We start from the raw sequence: 20076 nt of genomic DNA on the forward strand, positions 1-20076 counted from the left end.
TGAAATCATGGTCCGGTGCGGACAGTTCGTGCATACCGGGAGAGGTGTAGTCGCTCAGGCGCCCCCGAGTCCCGGTCCCAAGGTGTGGGTGAGTGTCCGCCGGGTAACACATCCCCTGCGACGAATGCCAGCCACAAGGTATTGATGGCGCCCCGAGGAGGGGTGGATTCCGTGAACGACACGAGCTTCGAGAAGCAGGCCCCGCGCACGTGCGCGAAGGTGCTGGAGGCGGCGGCGTTGGTGGTGCTGATGCTGGTGGCGGGCGTGGCCCAGGCGGCGCGGCCGTACCGGGGTGGCGCGGTGGCCACGGCGTACCCGCCCGCGAGCCAGGCGGCGCTGAAGATGCTCGAGCGCGGCGGCAACGCGGTGGACGCGGCGGTGGCGGCGGCCTTCGTGGCGGCCGTCGTGGGGCCCTACCACTCGGGCGTGGGCGGCGGCGGGTTCGCGCTGGTGCACGACGCGAAGACGGGCGCCACGCGGGTGCTGGACTTCCGCGAGGTGGCGCCCAAGGCGGCCACGCGCGACATGTTCGTCAAGGACGGCAAGGTGGTGCCGGGGCTGTCCACGGACGGCGTCTTGAGCGTCGCGGTGCCGGGCGCGGTGGCGGGCTACCTGGAGCTCTTGGAGAAGCACGGCACGCTGCCCCGCGCCGTGGTGCTGGCGCCGGCCATCGAGGCGGCGAAGAAGGGGCTGTGGGTGACGCCCCGCTACCGCGCGATGGCGGAGGGCCGGCTGGAGTGCCTGCGCAAGGACCCGGAGGCCAGCCGCATCTTCCTGACGAAGAACGAGCAGGGCGAGGCCGTCATCCCCCCGGTGGGCCACCTGGTGCGCCAGACGGACCTGGCGCGCACGCTGACCACGGTGTCGAAGAGCGGCGCCAAGGGCTTCTACGCGGGCGGCGTGGCCAAGGGCATCGTGGACACGGTGAAGGCGGGCGGCGGCATCGTCACGCTGGACGACCTGTCGTCGTACAAGACGCGCGAGCGTCAGGCGCTCGAGGGCAGCTACCGCGGCCACCGCATCCTCACCATGCCGCCGCCGAGCGCGGGCGGGGTGGCGGTGCTCCAAGTCTTGGGCGCGCTGGAGCAGCTCAAGCCCCAGGGCTTCACGTGGCGGGAGCCGGACAGCGTGCACCTGTACGTGGAGGCGCTGCGGCGCGCGTACGTGGACCGCGCCAAGTACCTGGGCGACCCGGACTTCGCGGACGTGCCCACCCAGCGGCTCATCTCCCAGGGACACATCGCGGACCTGGCGGGCTCCATCGACCCGAAGAAGGCCACCTCCAGCCTGGCGCTGCTGCCCCAGGCGGCGGGCACGCAGCAGGGCTCCACGCTGACGGACCAGCCCACCACGCTGACGCCGGAGCCGGAGCGCAAGAACACCACGCACATCTCCATCGTCGACAAGCAGGGCAACGCGGTGGCGCTCACCACCACGGTGAACTACAGCTTCGGCTCGTGCGTGGTGGCCAAGGGCACCGGCGTGCTGCTCAACGACGAGATGGACGACTTCGCAGCCCAGCCCGGCGTGCCCAACGCGTACGGCCTCGTCACCGGCGAGCCCAATGCCGTACACCCCGGCAAGGTGCCCCAGTCCTCCATGTCCCCCACGCTGGTGTTCTCCAAGGAGGACCCGAAGAAGGTGATGCTCGCGGTGGGCAGTCCCGGTGGCTCCACCATCCCCACCACCGTCATCCAGGTCATCAGCAACGTGGTGGACGGCGGCATGGACGTGGTGCGCGCGGTGAACGAGGGCCGGGTGCATCACCAGTACCTGCCGGATGAGCTGTGGGTGGACCGTTGGGGCCTGGAGCCCGCCACGCTGTCGGCGCTGGAGGCCAAGGGCCACAAGGTGCGCCGCGTGGAGCAGTGGGGCGACGCGGAGGCCGTCTTCGTCGACCCCAAGACGGGGCTGCGCTTCGCCGCGAGCGACCCTCGCAACGAAGGTGTCTCCCTGGGACAGGATTGACGCCGTGGCCGAGCCCCTCCCCATCTTCGACGCGCACCTGCACCCCGAGGGCCTGAGCGACCAGGACCTCGAGTCGATGCGCTTCTTCGGGGTGGAGCGGGCGCTCGTCGTCGCGCACCACTTCCCGGAGCCCACGTCCAAGGCGCTGCTGCGCCACTTCGACGACATCGTCGAGCGGCAGCTCCCCCGGCTGGAGAAGCTGGGCATCCGCGCGTACGCCGCGCTGGGCGTCCACCCGCGCTGCATCCCCCGGCGCGGGCTGTCGGAGGTCCTCTCCGCGCTGCCCGACTACTTCCAGGGCGGCCGCGTCGTCGCGCTCGGCGAGACGGGGCTGCACGCCGGAGGCGAGGAGGAGGAAGAGGCCTTCCTCGAGCAGCTCGCCCTGGCACGCCGCCTCAAGCTGCGCGTCGTGGTGCACACGCCGCTCACCGACAAGGAGCGCCACACGCGCCGCATCCTCACGCTGCTGCGCCAGTCCGGCGTGCTGCCCTCGCGCGTGCTGGTGGACCACGCCAGCGCGCGCACCGTGCGCACCATCCTGGAGGTGGGCCACTGGGCCGGGCTGACGCTGCACCCGGAGGCGCTCGTCGCCGAGCGCGCCGTCATCCTCGTGCGCAGGCTCGGCAGCGAGCGGCTGGTGCTCAACTCCGACGCCGGCGACGGCGCCGGCGACATCCTCGGCCTGGCCCGCGTCACCAACCTCCTGTCCAAGGCCCGCCTGTCCGAGCGCCTCGTGCGCCGTGTCACGCGCGACAACGCCGCCCGCTTCTTCCAAATCACCCCCTGAGCGGCCCTCGCAGGCACTCCAGGCCCGCCCGGGCTGGCCCGCATAGCTCCAATTTCACTGAAATTTTGCAACAAACTGGACTCCCATCCGTCCTCTTTGCGAAAGCGGGTACGGGTTTGCCCCCAGGTGGCGCGAGCCGCTTCCACACTTGCTGGTTCGGGAGGGCCTTTGCGTTTCAGGTTCGTCATCGTCGTCGCGCTGCTGCTGGCGGGCTGTACGGGCCCGTCCCGGCAGGGCCCTGTCCGCGCGGGCGACGCACGAGGCGCCGTGCTGGTGCCGGACGCGGGGCGGCTGCTCGCCGCCAGCCCCTCGCGGTTCATGGAGGCATGTCGGCGCGACATCCAGACGGCGCGCGCGGCGGTGGCGAAGCTGACGGCGCCGGCCATGCGCGCATCGCCCGAGGAGGCGGTGCTCACCACATACGACGACGCGATGGCGCTGCTCGATGACGTGGTGGGGCGCTCGGGCATCGGCGCCAACGTGCATCCGGACGCGGCCTTCCGCGCCGCCGCCGAGCGATGTGAGCAGGCGGTGGAGCGGGTTCGCACGGACATCTCGTTGGACCGGCGCGTCTACGACGTGCTGTCGGGGCTGACGCTCGCGGGACAGGACGCGGTGACGCGGCACTGGATGGCGCGGGTGCTGCGCGGCTTCAAGCGCGCGGGGGTGGACCGCGACGAGGCCACGCGGGAGCGCGTGCGACAGCTGCAGGAGGAGCTCATCCTGCTGGGCCAGGAGTTCAGCCGGCACATCCACGAGGACGTGCGGCACCTGGACGTGGCGCCCTCGGCGCTCGCGGGCCTGCCGGAGGACTACGTGCGCGCGCACCCTCCGGGTCCGGACGGGCGGGTGCGGCTGCGCACGGACACGTCGGACCTGGGCCCGTTCATGACGTATGCGCGGGACACGGCCACGCGCGAGGCGCTGTGGCGGCTGGGCCGGCGCCGGGGCCACCCGCGCAACCTGGTGACGCTCGCGCGCATGCTCCAGGCGCGCCACGCGCTGGCGACGCTGCTGGGCTACCCGACGTGGGCGGCGTACGCGGCCGAGGACAAGATGGTGAAGCGCCAGGACGTGGCGGCGGACTTCATCGAGTCGCTGGCCACCACCGTCACCGGGCGCGTGCGCGAGGAGTACGACGCGCTGCTGGAGCGCAAGCGCCGCGACGAGCCCGAGGCCACGCGCGTGGAGCCCTGGGAGCAGGCCTTTTTGGAGGACCGGGTGCGCGCCGAGCGCTTCCGCTTCGACTCGCGCGAGCTGCGGCCCTACTTCGAATACACGCGCGTGAAACAGGGCGTGCTGGACCTCACCGCGCGCCTCTTCGGGCTCACCTACCGGCGGGTGCTCGACGCGCCCGTGTGGCACCCGGACGTGGAGGTCTACGACGTGCACGAGGGCGCGGTGCGCCTGGGCCGCTTCTACCTGGACATGCACCCGCGCCCGGGCAAGTACACCCACGCGGCGCAGTGGGACCTCGCCGTGGGCCGCGCGGGCAAGGCGCTGCCCGAGGGCGTGCTCACGTGCAACTTCCCCCGCCCCGGCGCGCGCCCCGCGCTCCTGCAGCACGCCGAGGTGCGCACCTTCTTCCACGAGTTCGGCCACCTGCTGCACCACCTGTTGGGAGGCCGCACGCGCTGGGCGGGGCTGTCCGGCACGCGCACGGAGGTGGACTTCGTGGAGGCGCCCGCCCAGGTGCTGGAGGAGTGGGCGTGGAGCGTGGAGACCCTGCGGCGCTTCGCCCGGCACGTGGACACGGGCGCGCCGCTGCCCGAGGACCTCATCACGCGCATGCGCCGCGCGGACTCGTTCGGCAAGGGGCTGTGGGTGCGCCAGCAGCTCTTCTACGCCGCCGTCAGCCTCCACCTGCACGACGGAGACCCCCGTGGCAGCGACACCACCGCGCGCGTGCTGGCGCTCCAGGAGCGCTACCTGCCCTTCCGCGCGGTGGACGGCACCTACGCCCACCTGGCCTTCACCCAGCTCGACGGGGACTACTCGGCGCTCTACTACACGTACCTCTGGTCGCTCGTCATCGCGCGGGACCTGCTCACCCCGTTCGAGGCGCACGGGCTGATGGACGTGGAGACGGCCCGGAGATACCGCGACAAGGTGCTGGCGCCCGGGGGCTCCGAGGACGCCGCGGACCTGGTGCGCGACTTCCTGGGACGCGGCTACGACTTCGGGGCGTACTCACGTTGGCTGGAAGGCCGCTGACGCGTCACGCCGGGGGCTGTAAATTCAAAGGGCCCCGCGATGTGAATCGCGAGGCCCCTTGTGTTGTGAATCCGTCAAACCCGCTCCGCCGCGCTCACGAGGAGCGTGGGAGTCAGTGCACCGCGGGTGCGGACGGAGCCACTTCGGGCTGGAGGGTGATGGCCTGCGCTTCCGGATCCAACCGGACCTGCACGGGCACGCCCTGGTAGCGGTACTGGGCCAGCGAGTCCGCCGCTCCGTCGAGCAGGAGCTGGTAGCGCTCCTCCAGCTCCACCGCGATGAGCACCATGGTCTCACCCGCGTCCGCCACGCCCGGGCGGTAGACCTGGCACCGCTGGAACCGCGCCCAGCGACCGTTCTGCATCTTCACCAGCTCGCCGTCGTAAGCCATGCGCAGCTCCTTTGCGTCCAACGCAACGTGGGCAATGTAAGGATCAATTAACTCGCTGTCATCCCCCCTCTTGAAAATTCGTTAAGCGCCTTTGATTTCCGTGGGTTACACGACAGTCAGGGGGTGCGGGCGAGCGAGGTCCGCGGTGACTGCTCAAAAATGTAAATTTGCCAGGCGGTCAATCCCGTTAAGGGGCGGAGCAGCGCCCGGCCTGGAGGCCCGCGCGGCGCCCGGGCCCCGTTGGGGCGGTGGCGCGAGGCGTCGGGGTCTCCTAGATTCGGAGGAATGAGGTTGCCAGGGCTGTTCCGCAAGGAGCGCACCACCATCGCGAACGCCGACGCCCAGGACCACGCCGAGAAGTTGCTGGCGGAGTCCTTGAGGCTCTTGAGCCAGGTGTGCACCAAGGTCGCGGACGCCATCGAGTCCCAGCGCCTGTCGCGCCAGGGCTACGCGCACAACACGTATCTGCGCCGCACGGACTCCTCCCAGGAACCCGGCGACGCGGACGTGACGAAGAAGCGGCACGAGTGACGCAGGGCCGGGAGGGGTGCACCCCGAGGGTGGTTGGCTGTTGAAAAGTCGAGCGCCCCCTTCCGGAATCCCGCAGCCGTTCCCATCTTGCCGCCCATAGAATCCCGCGGTTAGAGACGCCGCAGCTCCCCTCTGAGGCCCTGCCATGTCCCACATCCTGGTCGTCGATGATGACGCGAGTCACCGCACGCTCATCTGCGATGCCCTCGAGGAGATGGGTTACCAAACCGCCCAGGCCGCCAATGGCCGGGAGGCGTTGGATCATCTCGAGGGCGACATGCCCGCCGCCGTGCTGCTCGACCTGCGAATGCCGGTGATGAGTGGCTGGGGGTTGCTCGACGCGCTGAAGAAGATGCCGCGCGCTCGCGGGTTGCCCATCATCATCATCTCCGGCTACGGCTTCGAGTGGGAGGCGGAGCTGGTGGGCGCCGCCGGCTACATCTCCAAGCCGGTGGACCTGGACAAGGTCCGCCAGACGGTGCAGCAGATCGTCGGCATGCCGGAGATGACGTTCGTGCACTGACGCATCCGGGCCCCAGGTGGGGTTGTCGGCGGGGTGCCGGCTCGGGTGAGATGGCGCCACTTCATGACGCCCTCCCCTTCCGATGAACTGGCCGTCGACGCGCGCGGACTCGTCAAGCGCTTCGGTTCCTTCACCGCGCTCAACGGCCTGGACCTCCAGATTCCCAAGGGGGCCTTCTACGCGTACCTGGGCCCCAACGGCGCGGGCAAGTCCACCAGCATCGCGCTCTTGACGGGCGTCTACGGCCCCGACGCGGGCACCATCCGCATGCTGGGCGTGGACGCGGTGCACAAGCCCATGGAGGTGAAGCGCCGGGTGGGCGTGGTGCCCGAGGAGCTGAGCCTCTTCGAGCGGCTCACGGGCCGGCAGTACCTCACCTTCTGCGCGCGCATGTACGGCCTGGGGGGCGACGAGGCGGCCTCGCGCGCGGCGGAGCTCCTGGAGCTGACGGAGCTGACGTACAAGGCGGGCGCGCTCGTCGCCGAGTACTCCAAGGGCATGCGGCGCAGGCTCGCCATCGCCGCGGCGTTGATCCACGCGCCGGAGCTGGTGCTGCTCGACGAGCCCTTCGAGGGCATCGACGTGATTGCCGCGGGCGTCATCCGGGAGCTCTTGCGCGAGCTGTCCCGGCGCGGGGTGACGCTGCTGCTCACCACGCACGTGCTGGAAATCGCGGAGCGGCTGGCCACGCACGCGGGCATCATCCAGGGCGGGCGGATGCTGGACCAGGGGACGGTGTCGTCGCTGCTGTCGCGCTACGACTGTCCCTCGTTGGAGGCGGTGTTCGAGAAGCTCATCGCGGTGCCGGCCTCGCGCAACGCGCGCCTGTCCTTCTATGGCGAGGCGCCCGCGCCCGTCGTCGCGCTGCGGGAGCCGGCATGAGCCGCCCCGCCGTCCCGGGCTTCTTCCGGCACCTCTTGTTGTTGTGGGGGCTGCGCTTCGACATCGGGCTGAACCAGGGGCCGGGCAAGAGCCGGCTGCTCGCGGTGGGCGCGTTCCTCGCGTCCAGCGCGCCGGCGGTGTTCTTCGGCCTGTTCTTCTTCGGGTTGATGCGGCTGGGCCCGGTGGCCCGGAGCGACGTGTGGCCGTACTTCATCCTCAACCTGCTGTGCTTCGTCACCTTCTCCGTCTGGGTGACGTGGCCGCTGTTGTCCGCGGGCGTGGATGACCACTCGGAGTTGAGTCGCTACGCGGCGTTCCCCATCTCGCCGTTCCGGCTGCTCATCGCGTCCACGGTGGCCAGCCTCTTCGAGCCGCGCGCGTTGGTGTTCTACGCGCCGCTCACCGGCGCCGCGCTGGGCTTCGCGTCGGTCAACCGGCTGTGGGCGCCGTGGCTCGCGGTGGTGCTGTACGTGCTGTTCGCGCTGTTGTGCGCCGCGTGGAGCCGGGTGGCGCTGTACGCCGTCATCAACGTGCTGCGGGAGAAGCGCAGCGCGGAGATCATGGGCGGCGGCCTGCTGGCCTTCCTGGTGGCCGCGTCGTTCATCCCGCCCATCGACACGTCCTGGCTGACGGCGGTGGGCACCGAGGGCGTGGACGCGCTGGACATGAGCCTCATCATCAACGCGGCGGTGGCGCTGGGGCGCGTGCCTCCGGGCTTCTTCGGGGATGGCCTGGGGCAGCTGGCGTGGTTCCGTCCGCGCGTGGCGATGGCGGAGGCGGTGGGCCTGTTGTTCTTCGCGGCGCTGGGCATGGGCGTGGCGTACGCGCTGCTCATGCGCTTCCACCGGCAGGCGGGGCGCGCGGGGCCGCAGTCGAAGGACTCACAGGACCGCAACCCGTTCGCGCGCACGCGCACGCGCTTCTCCACGCTGGTGACGCGCGAGGCGTTGGACCTGTGGAGAAACCCGCGCGCGCGGCTGCTCGCGTCGGTGCCCTTCATCCTGGCCATCCTGCTGAAGCTGCTCTCCGGGCGGGACTTGTTCGTGTTCCTGCTGGGTGCGTCAGCGGACACGTGGTTGATGGGCGGCCTGTGCATCTATGGCGCGGTGGTGATTGCGTCCACGTTCTCGCAGAACACGTTCGCCTATGACGGGCAGGGCTTCGCGGCGTTCCTCGCGGCGCCGCTGAACCTGGCGGAGGTGCTGCATGCGAAGAACCGGGTGCAGGCGGCGGCGGCGCTCGGGATGGCGGTGCTGGTGGCGCTGTTCTACCGGGTCTACTTCGGCTTCGGCGCGTGGGTGGACATCGCATGCGCGCTCGCCGCGGTGGTGGGCGTGCTGCCCATCCTGCTGGCCGCGGGCAACTTCCTGTCGCTGTACTTCCCGGTGAAGTTCCACGCGAACCTCAAGCGGCGCGACAAGGTGCCCCTGACGGCGTCGATGCTCGGCATCGTCGCGGCCAGCATCGGGTGCATGCCCTTCGGCTGGACGTTGAAGCTCGCCGGCAAGGACGGTCCCACCTGGCAGTCCGCGATGATGATCGCCCTGTGCGCGGTCCTCTACCTGCTCATCTACCGGGGCTCGCTCCCGCTGGCCCTGCGCCTGTTGGACCGGCGGCGCGAGGCCATCCTCCAGGCCGTGACGCGCGAGTAGTGGAAGAGCGGCCGAAGCCCCCCGCTTCGGCCGCCCTCCCTCGACTTCAGTACGTCACGCCGTGGCGCGCGGCCTGGGCCTTGACGCCCTTCATCACGTTGGCGTCGAAGGCGTCCTCCTTCTCGGAGCGGTTCTTCGCGAGCCACGCGTCGCGCTCCGCGGCCAGCTTGGACGCCTTCGCCTCCAGGACCTTCTTCTCCTCGCCCAGCTGCTTCACCTTCGCCGCGCGCGCCTTGCCATCCAGGCCCTTGAGCTCATCGGGCAGCTCGTCGGCGCTCACCCGGGCGAGCGCATCCGGCGCGACCAACAGGTCCACCGCGCCCTCCACCGCCACGGGCGCGCTGCTCGGAGCGGCGGCTCCGCTCGAGCCCTTGTCCGCCGTCTTGCGCAGGTAGCTGATGCGCTCCGACGCGGCCTCCGGCGCCAGCTCCGCCATCGCCTTGGCCCGCTCCTTGTTCTTCGCCTGAACGGCCGCCTTGCCGGTGTAGAGCGTCTTGGACGCCAGCTCCGCGCTCACCTTCGACAGCTCCGCGTCGTACGGCGTGGCCACCGCCACCATGCCGCCGGACTGGTCGATGGAGTCGTACGTGCCGTCCGTCAGCTTCGACACGAACTTCCACGACTTCTGCGTCTCGTCATCCAGGCCGCACCGCACCGTGTTCACCACGATGTGCTTGTCCCGCGCCCGCTGCGCCCAGTGCTTGAAGTCCCAGTCGTCGTTGCGCGCCGCGGGAGGCGCATCCCCCACCAGGAAGATGGCCTTCATCACCGAGCGGTCCTGGCTCCACGACAGCTTCGACACCGCCTCGCCCAACCCGCGCCCCACGTGCTCGGGCGTGTCACCCCCACCACCGGCCTCGAAGCGGCGCAGGTTCGCGAACACCGTGTCCAGGTCGTCGCTCAGGTCGAAGCGCTTCGTCACGTAGTCATCGCCGACGTCCCGGTACGCCACCAGGCCGACCTTCAGGTGCGGCGTGGGACGGCCCTGCGCGATGCGCGATGCGATGGAGTAGATCTTCTGCTTGGCCCCCTCCAACAGGCCGCTCATCGAGCCCGTGGTGTCCAGCACGAACACCACCTCGATTTCAGGCCGGGCCGCCTTCACGTCGACCTTGTCCTGGCCCTTGGGCGCCACGACGTCCTGGACCTTGGGAGCCACGGCGCCCTGTTGGGGAGCAGGCGAGGTGACCGCGGCCTTCGGAAGCGACTCGGCCAGCGCGGGGGTGGAAGACAGGGTGAGGGCGAGCGCGGCCGACAGCACGGCCCGCGACAGGGACGGAAGGTCCATGGCGAACTCCAGAGGAAGGGTCTGCGTGGGAAAAGGGGGCTGCTGCGCGCGCGTTCCCCTCCATCAACGGACGGGCCCGTCCGAAGGTCTACGACCCCCACATTTCGCCGAGGAATGCCCCTGAATCCCGGACGTTGGGATGTCCTGCGTCCTTCACGCCGCCGATGTCGCTCCGCGCACGCTGTCCACCCGGGCGGCTTGCTCCACGGGGGCGGCGGTTTCATGCTGAGCCGTTCCCGGGAGAACCACGCCCATGATGCCCGTCCTCCGCCGAAGCCTCCTCCTCCTCGGCTGTCTGCTCGCCGCCTCGTGCAACAGCAACTCGCCCTACTACCGGCTCCAGTTCACCATGCCCTGGGCCGTGAGCCTCGAGCCCGGCCAGTCCACCCAGTTCGAGCTGACGCTCAACCGCGTGGGCGACCAACCCGGTGAGCTCCGCGTGAACATGGAGTCCGCGCCCGAGGGCATCACCATGACGCCCGAGGTCGTCGTCCCCGAGGGCGAGGGCGTCACCACCCAGACCGTCACCATCAACGTCGCCCAGGACATCGCCGTCACCGGCGCCCAGCGCACGCTGCTGTTGGCGACCGACTCCGGCAAGGACATGGCCTCCGGCGCCGAGCTCTACGTCGTGGTCCTGCCGACCACCGTCACCCAGCCCGACTTCTCCATCGCCCTCGCGCAGCGGCAGCTGACCCTCTTCGTCGGCCAGTCGGAGCTCACGCCCGTGCAGATCACGCGCGCCGAGGGCTTCACCGGTCCGCTGACGCTCAGCCTGGAGACCGACTCGCGGCGAATCACCGCCCAGCCCGTCGTCGTCGCCGGCGACCAGGCGTCCGCCAACATCCTCATCGCCACCACGACGAGCGTCGCCCGCATCCCCGTGGCCGTCACCGTGGTCGCCACCGCCGAGGATGGGCGCACGGCCAGGATGAGCCTCACGCTCGACATGCGCTGAAGGCCCCAGGACGCACGAGGGCCGGGGAGCAGGGACCTTCTTGCAGGTCCTCGCCACCCGGCCCGGGTGCGACTCGAGCGCTCGCGCGCTCAGGCCATGTCGAACAGCAGCGCCTCCACCGGCGCGTCGGCGGTGAGCACCAGCTTGTCCTCGGACGACACCGCCACGCCGTCACCCGCCTTCACCTTCACGCCGTTCAGCGTGCCCGAGCCCCGCGCCACCTGCACCCAGGCGTGACGCCCCGGCCCGAGCGTGTACTCGGCGGACTCGCCCTTGCCCAACAGCGTGCCGTGCAGCAGCAGGTCCTGGTGCACCGTCAGCGAGCCCTCGCGCCCGTCCGGCGACGCCACCACCCGGAAGCGGCCCTGACGCTCCTTCGCGTCGAACGCCTTCTGCTCGTAGCCCGGCTTGAGGTTCTTCTCCTTCGGGAGGATCCAGATCTGCAGCATGTGCAGCGGCTCCGAGAAGTTGTTCATCTCGCTGTGCACCACGCCCGTCCCCGCGCTCATCCGCTGCACCTCACCCGGCTGGATGACCGCCTGGGTACCCATGCTGTCGCGGTGCTCCACCTTCCCGCCCAGCACGTAGGTGATGATCTCCATGTCCCGGTGCGGGTGCATCCCGAAACCGCGCTGCGGCGCCACGGTGTCCTCGTTGATGACCCGCAGCGTGCGAAACCCCATGAACTCCTCGTCGTAGTAGTCCGCGAACGAGAACGTGTGATGCGTGTCCAGCCAGCCGTGGTTGGCATGGCCCCTCTCCTCTGCATTCCGAACGTAGATCATCGCCTGCCTCCCTTTCCCTTCGAGTTGCAACTCAGATGCATCAACCCCGCCCCGTGTTGCGGGGCGCGACAGGAGCCCACCGCCCACCAGGCCCGAGGCTCCGACCACCAGCCCGCCCGTCACGGACCTGCGGGTCAGCGGGCGTCCCGCCGCATGCCGCTTCACGCCGCCTGCTCCGCCGCCGCCGCCACCGCCTGCACGTCCAGGGTGATATCGACACGCTCACCCACCAGGAGCCCGCCTGCCTCCAGCGCCTGGTTCCACGAGAGCCCGAAGTCCTTGCGCTCGATGCTGGTGCTCGCCTGGAAGGCCAGTCGCTCGTTGCCCCACGGGTCCTTCACCTTGCCCAGGAACTCCGTGTCCAGCGTCACCTCGCGCGTGACGTCGCGAATCGTGAGGTCACCCACCACGCGGTAGTTCCCCTTGCCCGCGTCCTGCACGCGCTTGCTGCGGAAGATGAGCTTGGGGAACGCCGCCGCGTCGAAGAAGTCCGGCGAGCGCAGGTGGTTGTCGCGCTGCTCCACGCCCGTGTCGATGCTCGCCGCTTCAATCTTCACCTCCACCGAGCCCTGCGACAGGTCGTCCCCGTTCACCACGACCTTCCCCTCGAACTTCGTGAAGCGCCCGTGCACCTTCGCCACCACCATGTGGCGAACCATGAAGCCGACCGTCGTGTGCGCCGCGTCCAACTGCCAGGTCTTGAGGGCCATGTCCGTGTCTCCTTGGGTTACCGCGTCTGGCACTCCCTAGAGCAACCGCCAGGCCAATCCGTAACCCGTTGGAATCACTTCGAGCACGCCTCTCAAAGCCCTCGACCCATATCAAAATGACACAATCACCCTCTCACCTCGAGAGCCCGCCCGGCTGGCTGGAGGACGGGGGCGGCGGGGATGGGACCGGGAGCGCGAGGGCGCCGAGTCAGTCGGTGCAAGACCCCGGCGTCGAGGGCTACCTTTCGAGAGACGCCATGACCACCACGACGACCTCACCCACCCGCCGACAAGCCGCGCGAGACGCCCTCGCGCTCGACGACGAGGCCCTGCTGAAGACGTGCGAGGTGGATTACTTCATCGCCTCCGGTCCTGGCGGGCAACACCGCAACACCACCGCCAGCGGCGTGCGCCTCACGCACGCGGCCACCGAGCTGTCCGTCAGCGCCACCGAGCGGCGCAGCCAGACGCAGAACAAGGGCGTGGCCCTGGAGCGGCTGCGCGAGGGCCTGAAGGCCCTCACCATCGTCCCCAAGGTGCGCCGCCCCACGCGCCCCTCCGCCGGTGCGAAGCGACGCAGACTCGAAGGAAAGAAGCGCACGTCAGAGAAGAAGTCCCTGCGAGGCAAGGGCGACTGGTAGCTCGGGGATTCCTGGGCGCCTGGCTACGCAAGCGATTGCGGAGTCGCAAAGTTTTCATAGCCGTATGTCCCCCGAGCATTCAGGAACGGGGAGAAGTTTCCAGCGCGCCACTGGGAGCAGGCGTGCGTCGGTGACGGGCACAGGGTGTGCAGTCGGGTGGCCACGCTGACCTGCCTCGGGTCAGCTCACCCCCCGGTGGAGCCCCCTCATGAGCGCTCGGTCCCCCTCCCTCACGCTGCGTCGCGCGCTGCTCGCGATGTCCGTCCTGCTGGCGCTCCCCGCGTCCGCGGCGGACCTCGTCACCTTCAGTCGCGGCTCGCTCATCATCCCCGAGAACGCGACGTTCCAGCAGGGCTGCGGCTCGCTGTCCGCGTACGGCCTGGTGTGGCGCATCCTCCAGGCGAACCAGCCGGGCGAGTTCAACGCCAACAACCCGGTGACGGTGTACCTGGCCATCAACGACCAGAAGGCGTCGCCCAACCGGTGCGTGCCCACCAACCGTCACACCGCGCCGGCGCCCTCCAATGACGACCGGTGGAACGACGGCTGCGACTTCACCGTCACCAACAACACCGAGCAGCCCGTGGTGCCGGTGAACTACGGCACCACCTTCCCCGCGAGCGGAGTGTATCCCAACGCCGCCATCGAGAACTTCACCACCACCGCCACGGTGGCCCGGCCCTTCTTCACGGCGGTGACGCTGAACAACACCGTCACCAACCCGCGCTTCACCACCGCGCGCTACGCGGGCGGCGCCTTCATCATCGCCGCCGAGGACGCGAAGAACGCCATCGACTTCATCCGCTCGGGCTCCGGCGACCTGTCCCCGCAGAAGTTCCGCACCACCTGCGCCAGGAGCTGCGCCACCTTCACCAACAACAGCGGCTGCCACCACGTGCGCATGCACCAGGCCACCATCGAGTTCACCGCGCCGGTGGCCCGCCGCATCAACCGCGTCCCGCCCAAGATTGCCCTGCTGGACCTGTCGGACGGCTACAACAGCTCCGGCGACCCGCTGGTGAAGGGCGGCATGCTGGACGACTACCTGCGCAACGCCGGCCTGGACTTCCCGGGCGCGGGCGGCTGCCCCGAGGGCACCACGTCCGGCTGCACGCTCAACGGCAAGAAGCCCGGCCTCATCTACGACGCGCTCCACGCCAACGCGGACCTGGTCTCCACCTCCACCTTCAAGAACGGGCTGCTCAACGCGGTGGACCCCGTCACCAAGAAGCCCCGCTACAAGGTGTTCTGGGCGCCCCACTGGGAAATCGGCAACATCACCCGCCGCGAGTACGTGGCCAACGGCGACGGCGCCACCACCCAACGCGAGAACGCCCTCAACAACGTCGAGTACTTCACCGACCAGCGCGGCAACGGCCTGTTCGCCGAGTGCGCGAGCATCTGGTCCTACGAGACGACGCTGAGGCCGGACCGCTCGCCCGTGCTCACCTCGCGATTCCAGGGGCAGTCCACCTTCCAGATCAACCAGCTGAGCGGCGGCAGGAACTGGGACGGCCGCAACTGCACGGACCCGGACTACATGGCGCAGACGGAGCGCAACCGCGGCCAGTGCGTCATCTACCCCAACGCCGGAGACCCGTTCTCCCAGATGGGTGACTTCCGCTTCAACAACACGGTGGGCCACACGGAGAACTACCGCGCGGTCTACAAGGACGGCGTGCGGCGGCTGGCCGTGAGCTGGTTCGGCCACCGCGACGAGCACATCTACGACAACGCGGTCCACGTCAACCAGGACGCCCGCCGCGGGCACGACTTCTTCACCTTCAACCAGAAGGACAATGACCCGAAGAAGGCGACCATCGTCTACCTCGCGGGCCACGACTTCAAGACGAGCGTCCCCGGCACGCGCATCGTGCTCAACACGCTGCTCAACCTGGGCTCGGAGCCCCTGAGCAACGAGCGCGCCCTGTCCGCGCCCGTGGCGTTCGAGGACCCCAACGGCAGCGACGGCGACGGCTCGCGCGCGCTGGTGATGGCGGCCACCTACGACGCGGTGAGGGGCTACCCGCCCGGCGCGGACACGTACCTCCCCATCCAAGGCTCCCACTGGGTGTTCCCCTACTACCCGGGCCACCTGCGCGCCCACTCGCTCATCGGCGGCAACGCGCTCTCCACGGGCGAGAGCGCGCTGGACGACGCCACGCTGTGGGACGCGGACACCGTCATGCCCCACCCTCGCGAGCGCAACCTGTTCACCTACTTCGGTGGACAGGTGAAGGAGAACCCCTCGCTGGGCACCGGCCTGCGCGCGCCGCGCGGCGTGCTCCAGGTGGGCTGGAAGCCCCAGAGCGTGGCCGGCACCGCCATCAACTCCAACTACGGCTCCAGCCCCAACTCCCGCTGCGTGGACGTGCTGAAGCTGGGCGAGGTCAAGAACCCCGACGGCACCTCCCGCTTCGACTTCGTCACCACGCCCACGGGAGACGGCGTGTGTGATTTGCAGCAGGCGGTCCAGTTCACCGACCAGCTCGCGGGCACCGACTTCGGCCAGAGCACCGCTCTCGTCAACAAGACCCGGCTCGCCAACGACTTCAACGCGGTGGCGCAGATGCTCCAGCGCGTTCGCGGCTTCTGCTTCGCCACCTCCACCGGCAGCGACGGTTCGGGCACCCCCATCCTCGAGCCCACCGACAACCAGTGCAACAACGAGGACGCGGACAACCGCCCGCACGTGGGCGGCTTCGTGCACTCCTCGCCCGCGGTGGTGAAGCCCAGCGGGTACATCCCGGACAAGGGCGCGCCCCGGCCCACCGTGGCGTACGCCGCGGGCCTGGACGGTCAGCTACACGCCTTCTACGTGTCCGGCGGCGCGCGCTACGCGGGCCCCTCGGAGACCTTGTCCTTCCCCAACGTCAGCGCCGCGGACACCGCCTTCCCCAAGAACTGGAGCGCGAGCTTCCAGAGCGGCTCCACGCCCGAGCCGGGCACGGAGCTGTGGAGCTTCCTGCCGGCCACCCAGCTGCCGTGGCTGCGCAGCAACGCGGCCGCCGTCAACAGCGCGCCGGTGGTGCTGGACGTCTTCGCGGACTTCGTGGGCAGCGGCAGGCGCGAGTGGCACACGGTGCTGGTGGCCAACGCGGGCCAGAAGGGGCGCGACTTGTTCGCGCTCGACATCACCAACCCGCTCAAGCCCGTGCTCCTGTGGCACCTGGTGGGCAGCCACTTCCAGGCGGGCAGCTTCCCTCCGCACGCGCCGGTGGAGCTGGCGGACCGCGACACGGGCGGCACCCAGTGGGCGGTGAAGTGGCGCGAGGAGACGGCCCACTTCGTCATGGCGCCCCTGAGCGACCCGGGCCGCAACCCCACGGGCCTCTACAACTACACGGAGATGGGCGGCACCCGGGGCCTGTCCGTGGGCGTGGTGCGCCAGGGCCTGGAGCCCACGTACACCGTCTTCGTCGGCTCCAGCAGCTCGGGCGCGCAGGGCTCGCCCACCTTCGGCATGCAGGTGTTCGCCATCGACATCGCCACCGGCCAGAAGCTGTGGCAGTGGGAGCGCGGCTACACCCAGGCCTGGGTGGACAACACGCCGCCCCATGCGCCCACCGTCCTGACGGACACGGGCGGCGCGGCGCGCGTGTACACGGGTGACATGGAGGGCAAGCTGTGGGAGCTGGACGGCGCCACCGGGCAGAACGTCAACGTGGCGCGCGTCAACCCGCCGTGCGCCACGCCCTGCAAGTTCACCGGGGTGGACGCGAAGTCCGTCACCGGTGAGCGCCGGCCGCTCTCCACCAACGTGGCGCTGGCGCGCCTGCCCCAGAACATCACCGCGGGCAGCGCCCTGAAGAACTACGAGGGTGAGCTGGTGGCCCTGGTCGGCACGGGCGGCGTGGACTGGGTGCCGCCGGAAGACGCGGGCCAGTTGCACCTGGCGCTCCTGGGCCCCTCGCGCCGGCTGCCGCTGGGCGTCGCAGGCCTGAGGCTCAACGGCACCAACATCAGCGCGACGGACGCGAAGGCGCTCGCCACCGCGCAGGGCATCCTCCAGGAGCCCGCGCCCTTCCCGCTGACGTTCAACGGCCCCCAGCACGTGTACGGCACCATCACCGTCGCGGGGCGCACCGCGTACTTCTCCACGGCCAACGGGAAGATTGGCTCCGACCTGATGTCCGTCGAGGGCAACATCAGCGGCAAGACGTGGGCGCTGGACCTGGGCAACACGGCGACGTCGGGGACGGGCGCCGTCAGCAGCCTGTCCTCCATGACGGTGGCCAACTTCGGCGGCGTGGCGGTGTTCCAGCAGGGCAGCGGCTCGTCGTCCCAGAGCCACGTCATCGGCCTGGGCGTGAGCAAGATTGCCCGCCACACGGTGAACAACCCGACCGGGACGAACACCGCCCAGGAGAACGAGCAGATGCGCGTCAACGGACAGAACGGCTTCGTCTTCCGGCTGCTCAACTGGAGCCAGAGGTTCTTCGAATGAGCTCGCAACGTCTCGCCGCGCGCCGCGGCGCCAGTCTCGTCGAGGTGCTCGTGTCCATGGGCGTGCTGGCCCTGGCCGCCGCGGGCGCGGTGGGCGGCATGGTGTTCGCCTCCCGCGACGTCCACGACGGACAGCTCCTGCAGGCCAAGCGGATGATGCTCGACGCCAGCATGCAGCGGCTGCGGCTGGCCTCGAAGGCGAAGCTCGTCATCGACGCCGTGCAACGCCCCACCACCTTCCCCACGGACCTGGCTCCGGGCACGGCGCCGTGGAAGGCGGACGCGAGCATCCACGTGGCGGGGGACCCCTCCTCCGGCGCCTACTTCAAGCTGTCCGCCGACGGCACCGTGGAGCCGCTGGCGGGCATCCCCGTCGGCACGCCGTGCAACGCCGCCGTGCTGCCGGAAGGGACGTATTGCCGGGAGATGCTGGTGACCAAGGGGCTGCCCAGGGACCCCTCCGCCGCGGCGGTGCTCCCACCGGGCGCCCAACCAGTGACGGTCTGGGCCCGCATCGTGCGCAAGGGTGACACCGCCAACCGCGCGCAGGCGCACAACGAGGTGTTCGTCCAATGAAGACACCGCGAGGAATGACCCTGCTGGAGACGATGGTGGCGCTGGCGCTCACCAGCATCATCATCGCGGCGGCCGCGGCGCTGATGGTGGCCGGCAGCCGCGTGGTCCACAACACGGAGCACACGACGGACAGCCACGACTCGGCGCGCCTGGCGGGCGAGGCCATCATGAGCATGGTGCGGCAGGCGGGCGCGGGCGCGCCCAACGGCATCTGGGTGCGCCGCAACGGCGTCCCGGTGCGCACCAGCGCCTTCTTCGGACGCGACGGCACCACCGGCGTGGGCACCTCCGGCAACGTCACCACGGCCGACGGCAGCGACGACCTGTGGCTCGTCATCCCGGACCGGGACTACCTGGGCGAGCCCTGCGTCACGCCGGGCGCCGCCGCGTCCGTGGTGCGCCCCGGCACCGGCGAGCTCGAGGTCAACTGCACCCAGAGCCTCAAGCCCACCCAGCTCCACCTGGTCAGCAACATGACGTCCGCGGCGCTCATCTCCGCGCTGAACGTCGTCCCGTCCACGCCGGGCGTGCCGGGCAGGGTGAACTACGCCGAGTCCGGCACGTCGGGCTTCTCCAACGCGCCGGAGAAGGGCGGCTACCAGAAGGGGGACCTGGTGTACCCGGTGCGGCTGGTGCACTTCTTCATCGGCCCGCATCCGGTCTCCCAGCGCCCGTCGCTCCTGCGCACGGAGGGACGGCTGGTGGCGGACGCGCTGGGCCGCCCCTTCTCCGACGTGGCCGGCGCGGCGCCCTTCGTCGTGCAGGAGAACGTGGAGGACTTCCAGGTGGCCTTCGGGTTCGACACCACGGGCATGGATGACCCGGCGCAGTACACCTGGAGGCACGGCCAGGGCGCCAACCACGAGGCGGGCCTGCGCACGCTGCGCATCAGCGTGGTGGCCACGGGCCGCAACCCGCGCCGCAACAGCCAGAGCTCCGCGGTGCTCGCGGGCGACAAGCCCGTCACCGTGGAGAACAACGTCCGGGCGGCCACCGTGGTCGCGGACGGCTACTACCGCAGCCTCTTCACCCGTCGCATGGAGCTGCCCAACCTGGCGGCCGCCAACCTGTGAGCCCGAGGATTCCCATGCGCACCTCTCCCTCTGCCCGCGGGGCCACGCTGCTCGTGGTGGTCCTGCTCGTCACCGTGCTCCTGGGCCTGGTGGCCAGCCTGATGATGTACGCGGGCGGCGAGCGCATCCGCGCCGTGGCCAGCAGCCGCGCCAGCCAGCGCCAGAGCTGCGCGGACAGCGGCCTGCAGCTCGCGCGCAGCTACTTCGGACGCAACTACCCCAGCTGGAACACCTACCTGTCCCAGCCGTCCGTCTATGACCCGGTGCGCTCCAGCTTCAACCTGACGCCGGCCAACCCCGCCGACGCGGGCCTGCGCACCAACCACCCGGAGCTCTTCGCGGACGTGGACGGCGACGGCAAGCCCGACGTCTACATCTACATCCGCGACAACGAGGACGAGTTCGCGCCCCTCTCCGCCAACTGGCGCCGCGACAACGACCAGGTGGCGCTGGTGGGCGCCATCTGCATCTCCGAGACGATGCGCCCCCGCCGCGCGGACGGCGCCCAGATGCCCACCCAGCTCGCACTCGAGGGCCTGCTCAGCTACAACGGCGGAGGCGGCACCAACTGCGCCCAGGGCACCGCGGGCTCGGGCTCCGGCAACTGCAACTGACGACGCGCCGCGTGAGGGGAACACTCCTCGCGCGACG

Annotated in this window: 17 protein-coding genes; 13 read left to right on the forward strand and 4 right to left on the reverse strand. The window is 70.1% G+C overall.

Annotated features, from left to right (window positions below; all coding sequences use genetic code 11):
- Positions 1-144: 144 nt before the first annotated feature.
- From ggt to LXT21_RS05555, 3 genes are all read left to right on the forward strand, one after another.
- Positions 145-1968, forward strand: coding sequence for a gamma-glutamyltransferase (ggt, locus tag LXT21_RS05545; protein WP_407666966.1), 1824 nt, complete (start codon positions 145-147; stop codon positions 1966-1968).
- A 4-nt stretch (positions 1969-1972) separates the two neighbouring features.
- Entirely contained in the window at positions 1973-2755 is a 783-nt protein-coding gene (locus LXT21_RS05550) for a TatD family hydrolase (RefSeq protein ID WP_254037043.1), read from the forward strand.
- Between the two features lie 318 nt (positions 2756-3073).
- Positions 3074-4969: a M3 family metallopeptidase gene (locus LXT21_RS05555; RefSeq protein ID WP_407666973.1), complete on the forward strand. Its 1896-nt coding sequence runs from the start codon at positions 3074-3076 to the stop codon at positions 4967-4969.
- Between the two features lie 112 nt (positions 4970-5081).
- Here LXT21_RS05555 and LXT21_RS05560 read toward each other — a convergent pair whose 3' ends face one another.
- Positions 5082-5360, reverse strand: a complete 279-nt coding sequence (locus LXT21_RS05560) for a hypothetical protein (protein WP_254037045.1) — start codon at positions 5358-5360, stop codon at positions 5082-5084.
- Positions 5361-5645: 285 nt separating this feature from the next.
- Here LXT21_RS05560 and LXT21_RS05565 point away from each other — a divergent pair, with 285 nt between their 5' ends.
- The 4 genes from LXT21_RS05565 to LXT21_RS05580 all read left to right on the forward strand — a co-directional run bounded on the left by LXT21_RS05565 (position 5646) and on the right by LXT21_RS05580 (position 8948).
- Complete coding sequence (locus LXT21_RS05565; RefSeq protein ID WP_254037046.1) at positions 5646-5891, forward strand: hypothetical protein; 246 nt, start codon at positions 5646-5648, stop codon at positions 5889-5891.
- A gap of 145 nt (positions 5892-6036) precedes the next feature.
- A complete protein-coding gene (locus tag LXT21_RS05570) occupies positions 6037-6414 on the forward strand; it encodes a response regulator (RefSeq protein WP_046711476.1) in 378 nt (125 codons plus the stop codon).
- 63 nt (positions 6415-6477) lie between these two features.
- The gene (locus tag LXT21_RS05575; RefSeq protein WP_254037047.1) at positions 6478-7296 is read left to right on the forward strand and encodes an ABC transporter ATP-binding protein; all 819 of its coding nucleotides are present in this window, start codon (positions 6478-6480) and stop codon (positions 7294-7296) included.
- Positions 7293-8948 carry a hypothetical protein gene (locus LXT21_RS05580; protein ID WP_254037048.1) on the forward strand — a complete coding sequence of 552 codons (1656 nt, stop codon included), beginning with the start codon at positions 7293-7295 and terminating at the stop codon, positions 8946-8948. Before LXT21_RS05575 ends, LXT21_RS05580 begins: the two co-directional genes overlap by 4 nt.
- A 46-nt stretch (positions 8949-8994) precedes the next feature.
- On the opposite strand, the gene LXT21_RS05585 is transcribed toward LXT21_RS05580, so the two are convergent.
- Positions 8995-10236 carry a vWA domain-containing protein gene (locus LXT21_RS05585; protein ID WP_254037049.1) on the reverse strand — a complete coding sequence of 414 codons (1242 nt, stop codon included), beginning with the start codon at positions 10234-10236 and terminating at the stop codon, positions 8995-8997.
- 253 nt (positions 10237-10489) lie between these two features.
- Between LXT21_RS05585 and LXT21_RS05590 the strand changes: the two genes are divergently transcribed.
- Positions 10490-11194 carry a hypothetical protein gene (locus LXT21_RS05590; RefSeq protein WP_254037050.1) on the forward strand — a complete coding sequence of 235 codons (705 nt, stop codon included), beginning with the start codon at positions 10490-10492 and terminating at the stop codon, positions 11192-11194.
- A gap of 89 nt (positions 11195-11283) precedes the next feature.
- Here the strand turns inward: LXT21_RS05590 and LXT21_RS05595 are convergent, their stop codons facing one another.
- A complete protein-coding gene (locus tag LXT21_RS05595) occupies positions 11284-11979 on the reverse strand; it encodes a pirin family protein (RefSeq protein ID WP_254037051.1) in 696 nt (231 codons plus the stop codon).
- A 161-nt stretch (positions 11980-12140) separates the two neighbouring features.
- Positions 12141-12689, reverse strand: a complete 549-nt coding sequence (locus tag LXT21_RS05600; RefSeq protein WP_254037052.1) for a YceI family protein — start codon at positions 12687-12689, stop codon at positions 12141-12143.
- Positions 12690-12946: 257 nt separating this feature from the next.
- Here LXT21_RS05600 and LXT21_RS05605 point away from each other — a divergent pair, with 257 nt between their 5' ends.
- The 5 genes from LXT21_RS05605 (at position 12947) to LXT21_RS05625 (ending at position 20039) form a co-directional block, all read left to right on the forward strand.
- Positions 12947-13330 carry a peptide chain release factor family protein gene (locus LXT21_RS05605; protein ID WP_254037053.1) on the forward strand — a complete coding sequence of 128 codons (384 nt, stop codon included), beginning with the start codon at positions 12947-12949 and terminating at the stop codon, positions 13328-13330.
- 208 nt (positions 13331-13538) lie between these two features.
- Positions 13539-17777 carry a pilus assembly protein gene (locus LXT21_RS05610; protein WP_254037054.1) on the forward strand — a complete coding sequence of 1413 codons (4239 nt, stop codon included), beginning with the start codon at positions 13539-13541 and terminating at the stop codon, positions 17775-17777.
- The gene (locus LXT21_RS05615; RefSeq protein ID WP_254037055.1) at positions 17774-18352 is read left to right on the forward strand and encodes a type II secretion system protein; all 579 of its coding nucleotides are present in this window, start codon (positions 17774-17776) and stop codon (positions 18350-18352) included. The genes LXT21_RS05610 and LXT21_RS05615 overlap by 4 nt, the downstream gene beginning before the upstream one ends.
- A complete protein-coding gene (locus LXT21_RS05620) occupies positions 18349-19425 on the forward strand; it encodes a PilW family protein (protein ID WP_254037056.1) in 1077 nt (358 codons plus the stop codon). Before LXT21_RS05615 ends, LXT21_RS05620 begins: the two co-directional genes overlap by 4 nt.
- A 14-nt stretch (positions 19426-19439) precedes the next feature.
- Positions 19440-20039 (forward strand): hypothetical protein, encoded by a 600-nt coding sequence (locus LXT21_RS05625; RefSeq protein ID WP_254037057.1) that lies wholly within the window; start codon positions 19440-19442, stop codon positions 20037-20039.
- Positions 20040-20076 lie beyond the last annotated feature (37 nt).

It is taken from the genome of Myxococcus guangdongensis, from assembly GCF_024198255.1.
Classification (GTDB): Bacteria; Myxococcota; Myxococcia; order Myxococcales; family Myxococcaceae; genus Myxococcus; species Myxococcus guangdongensis.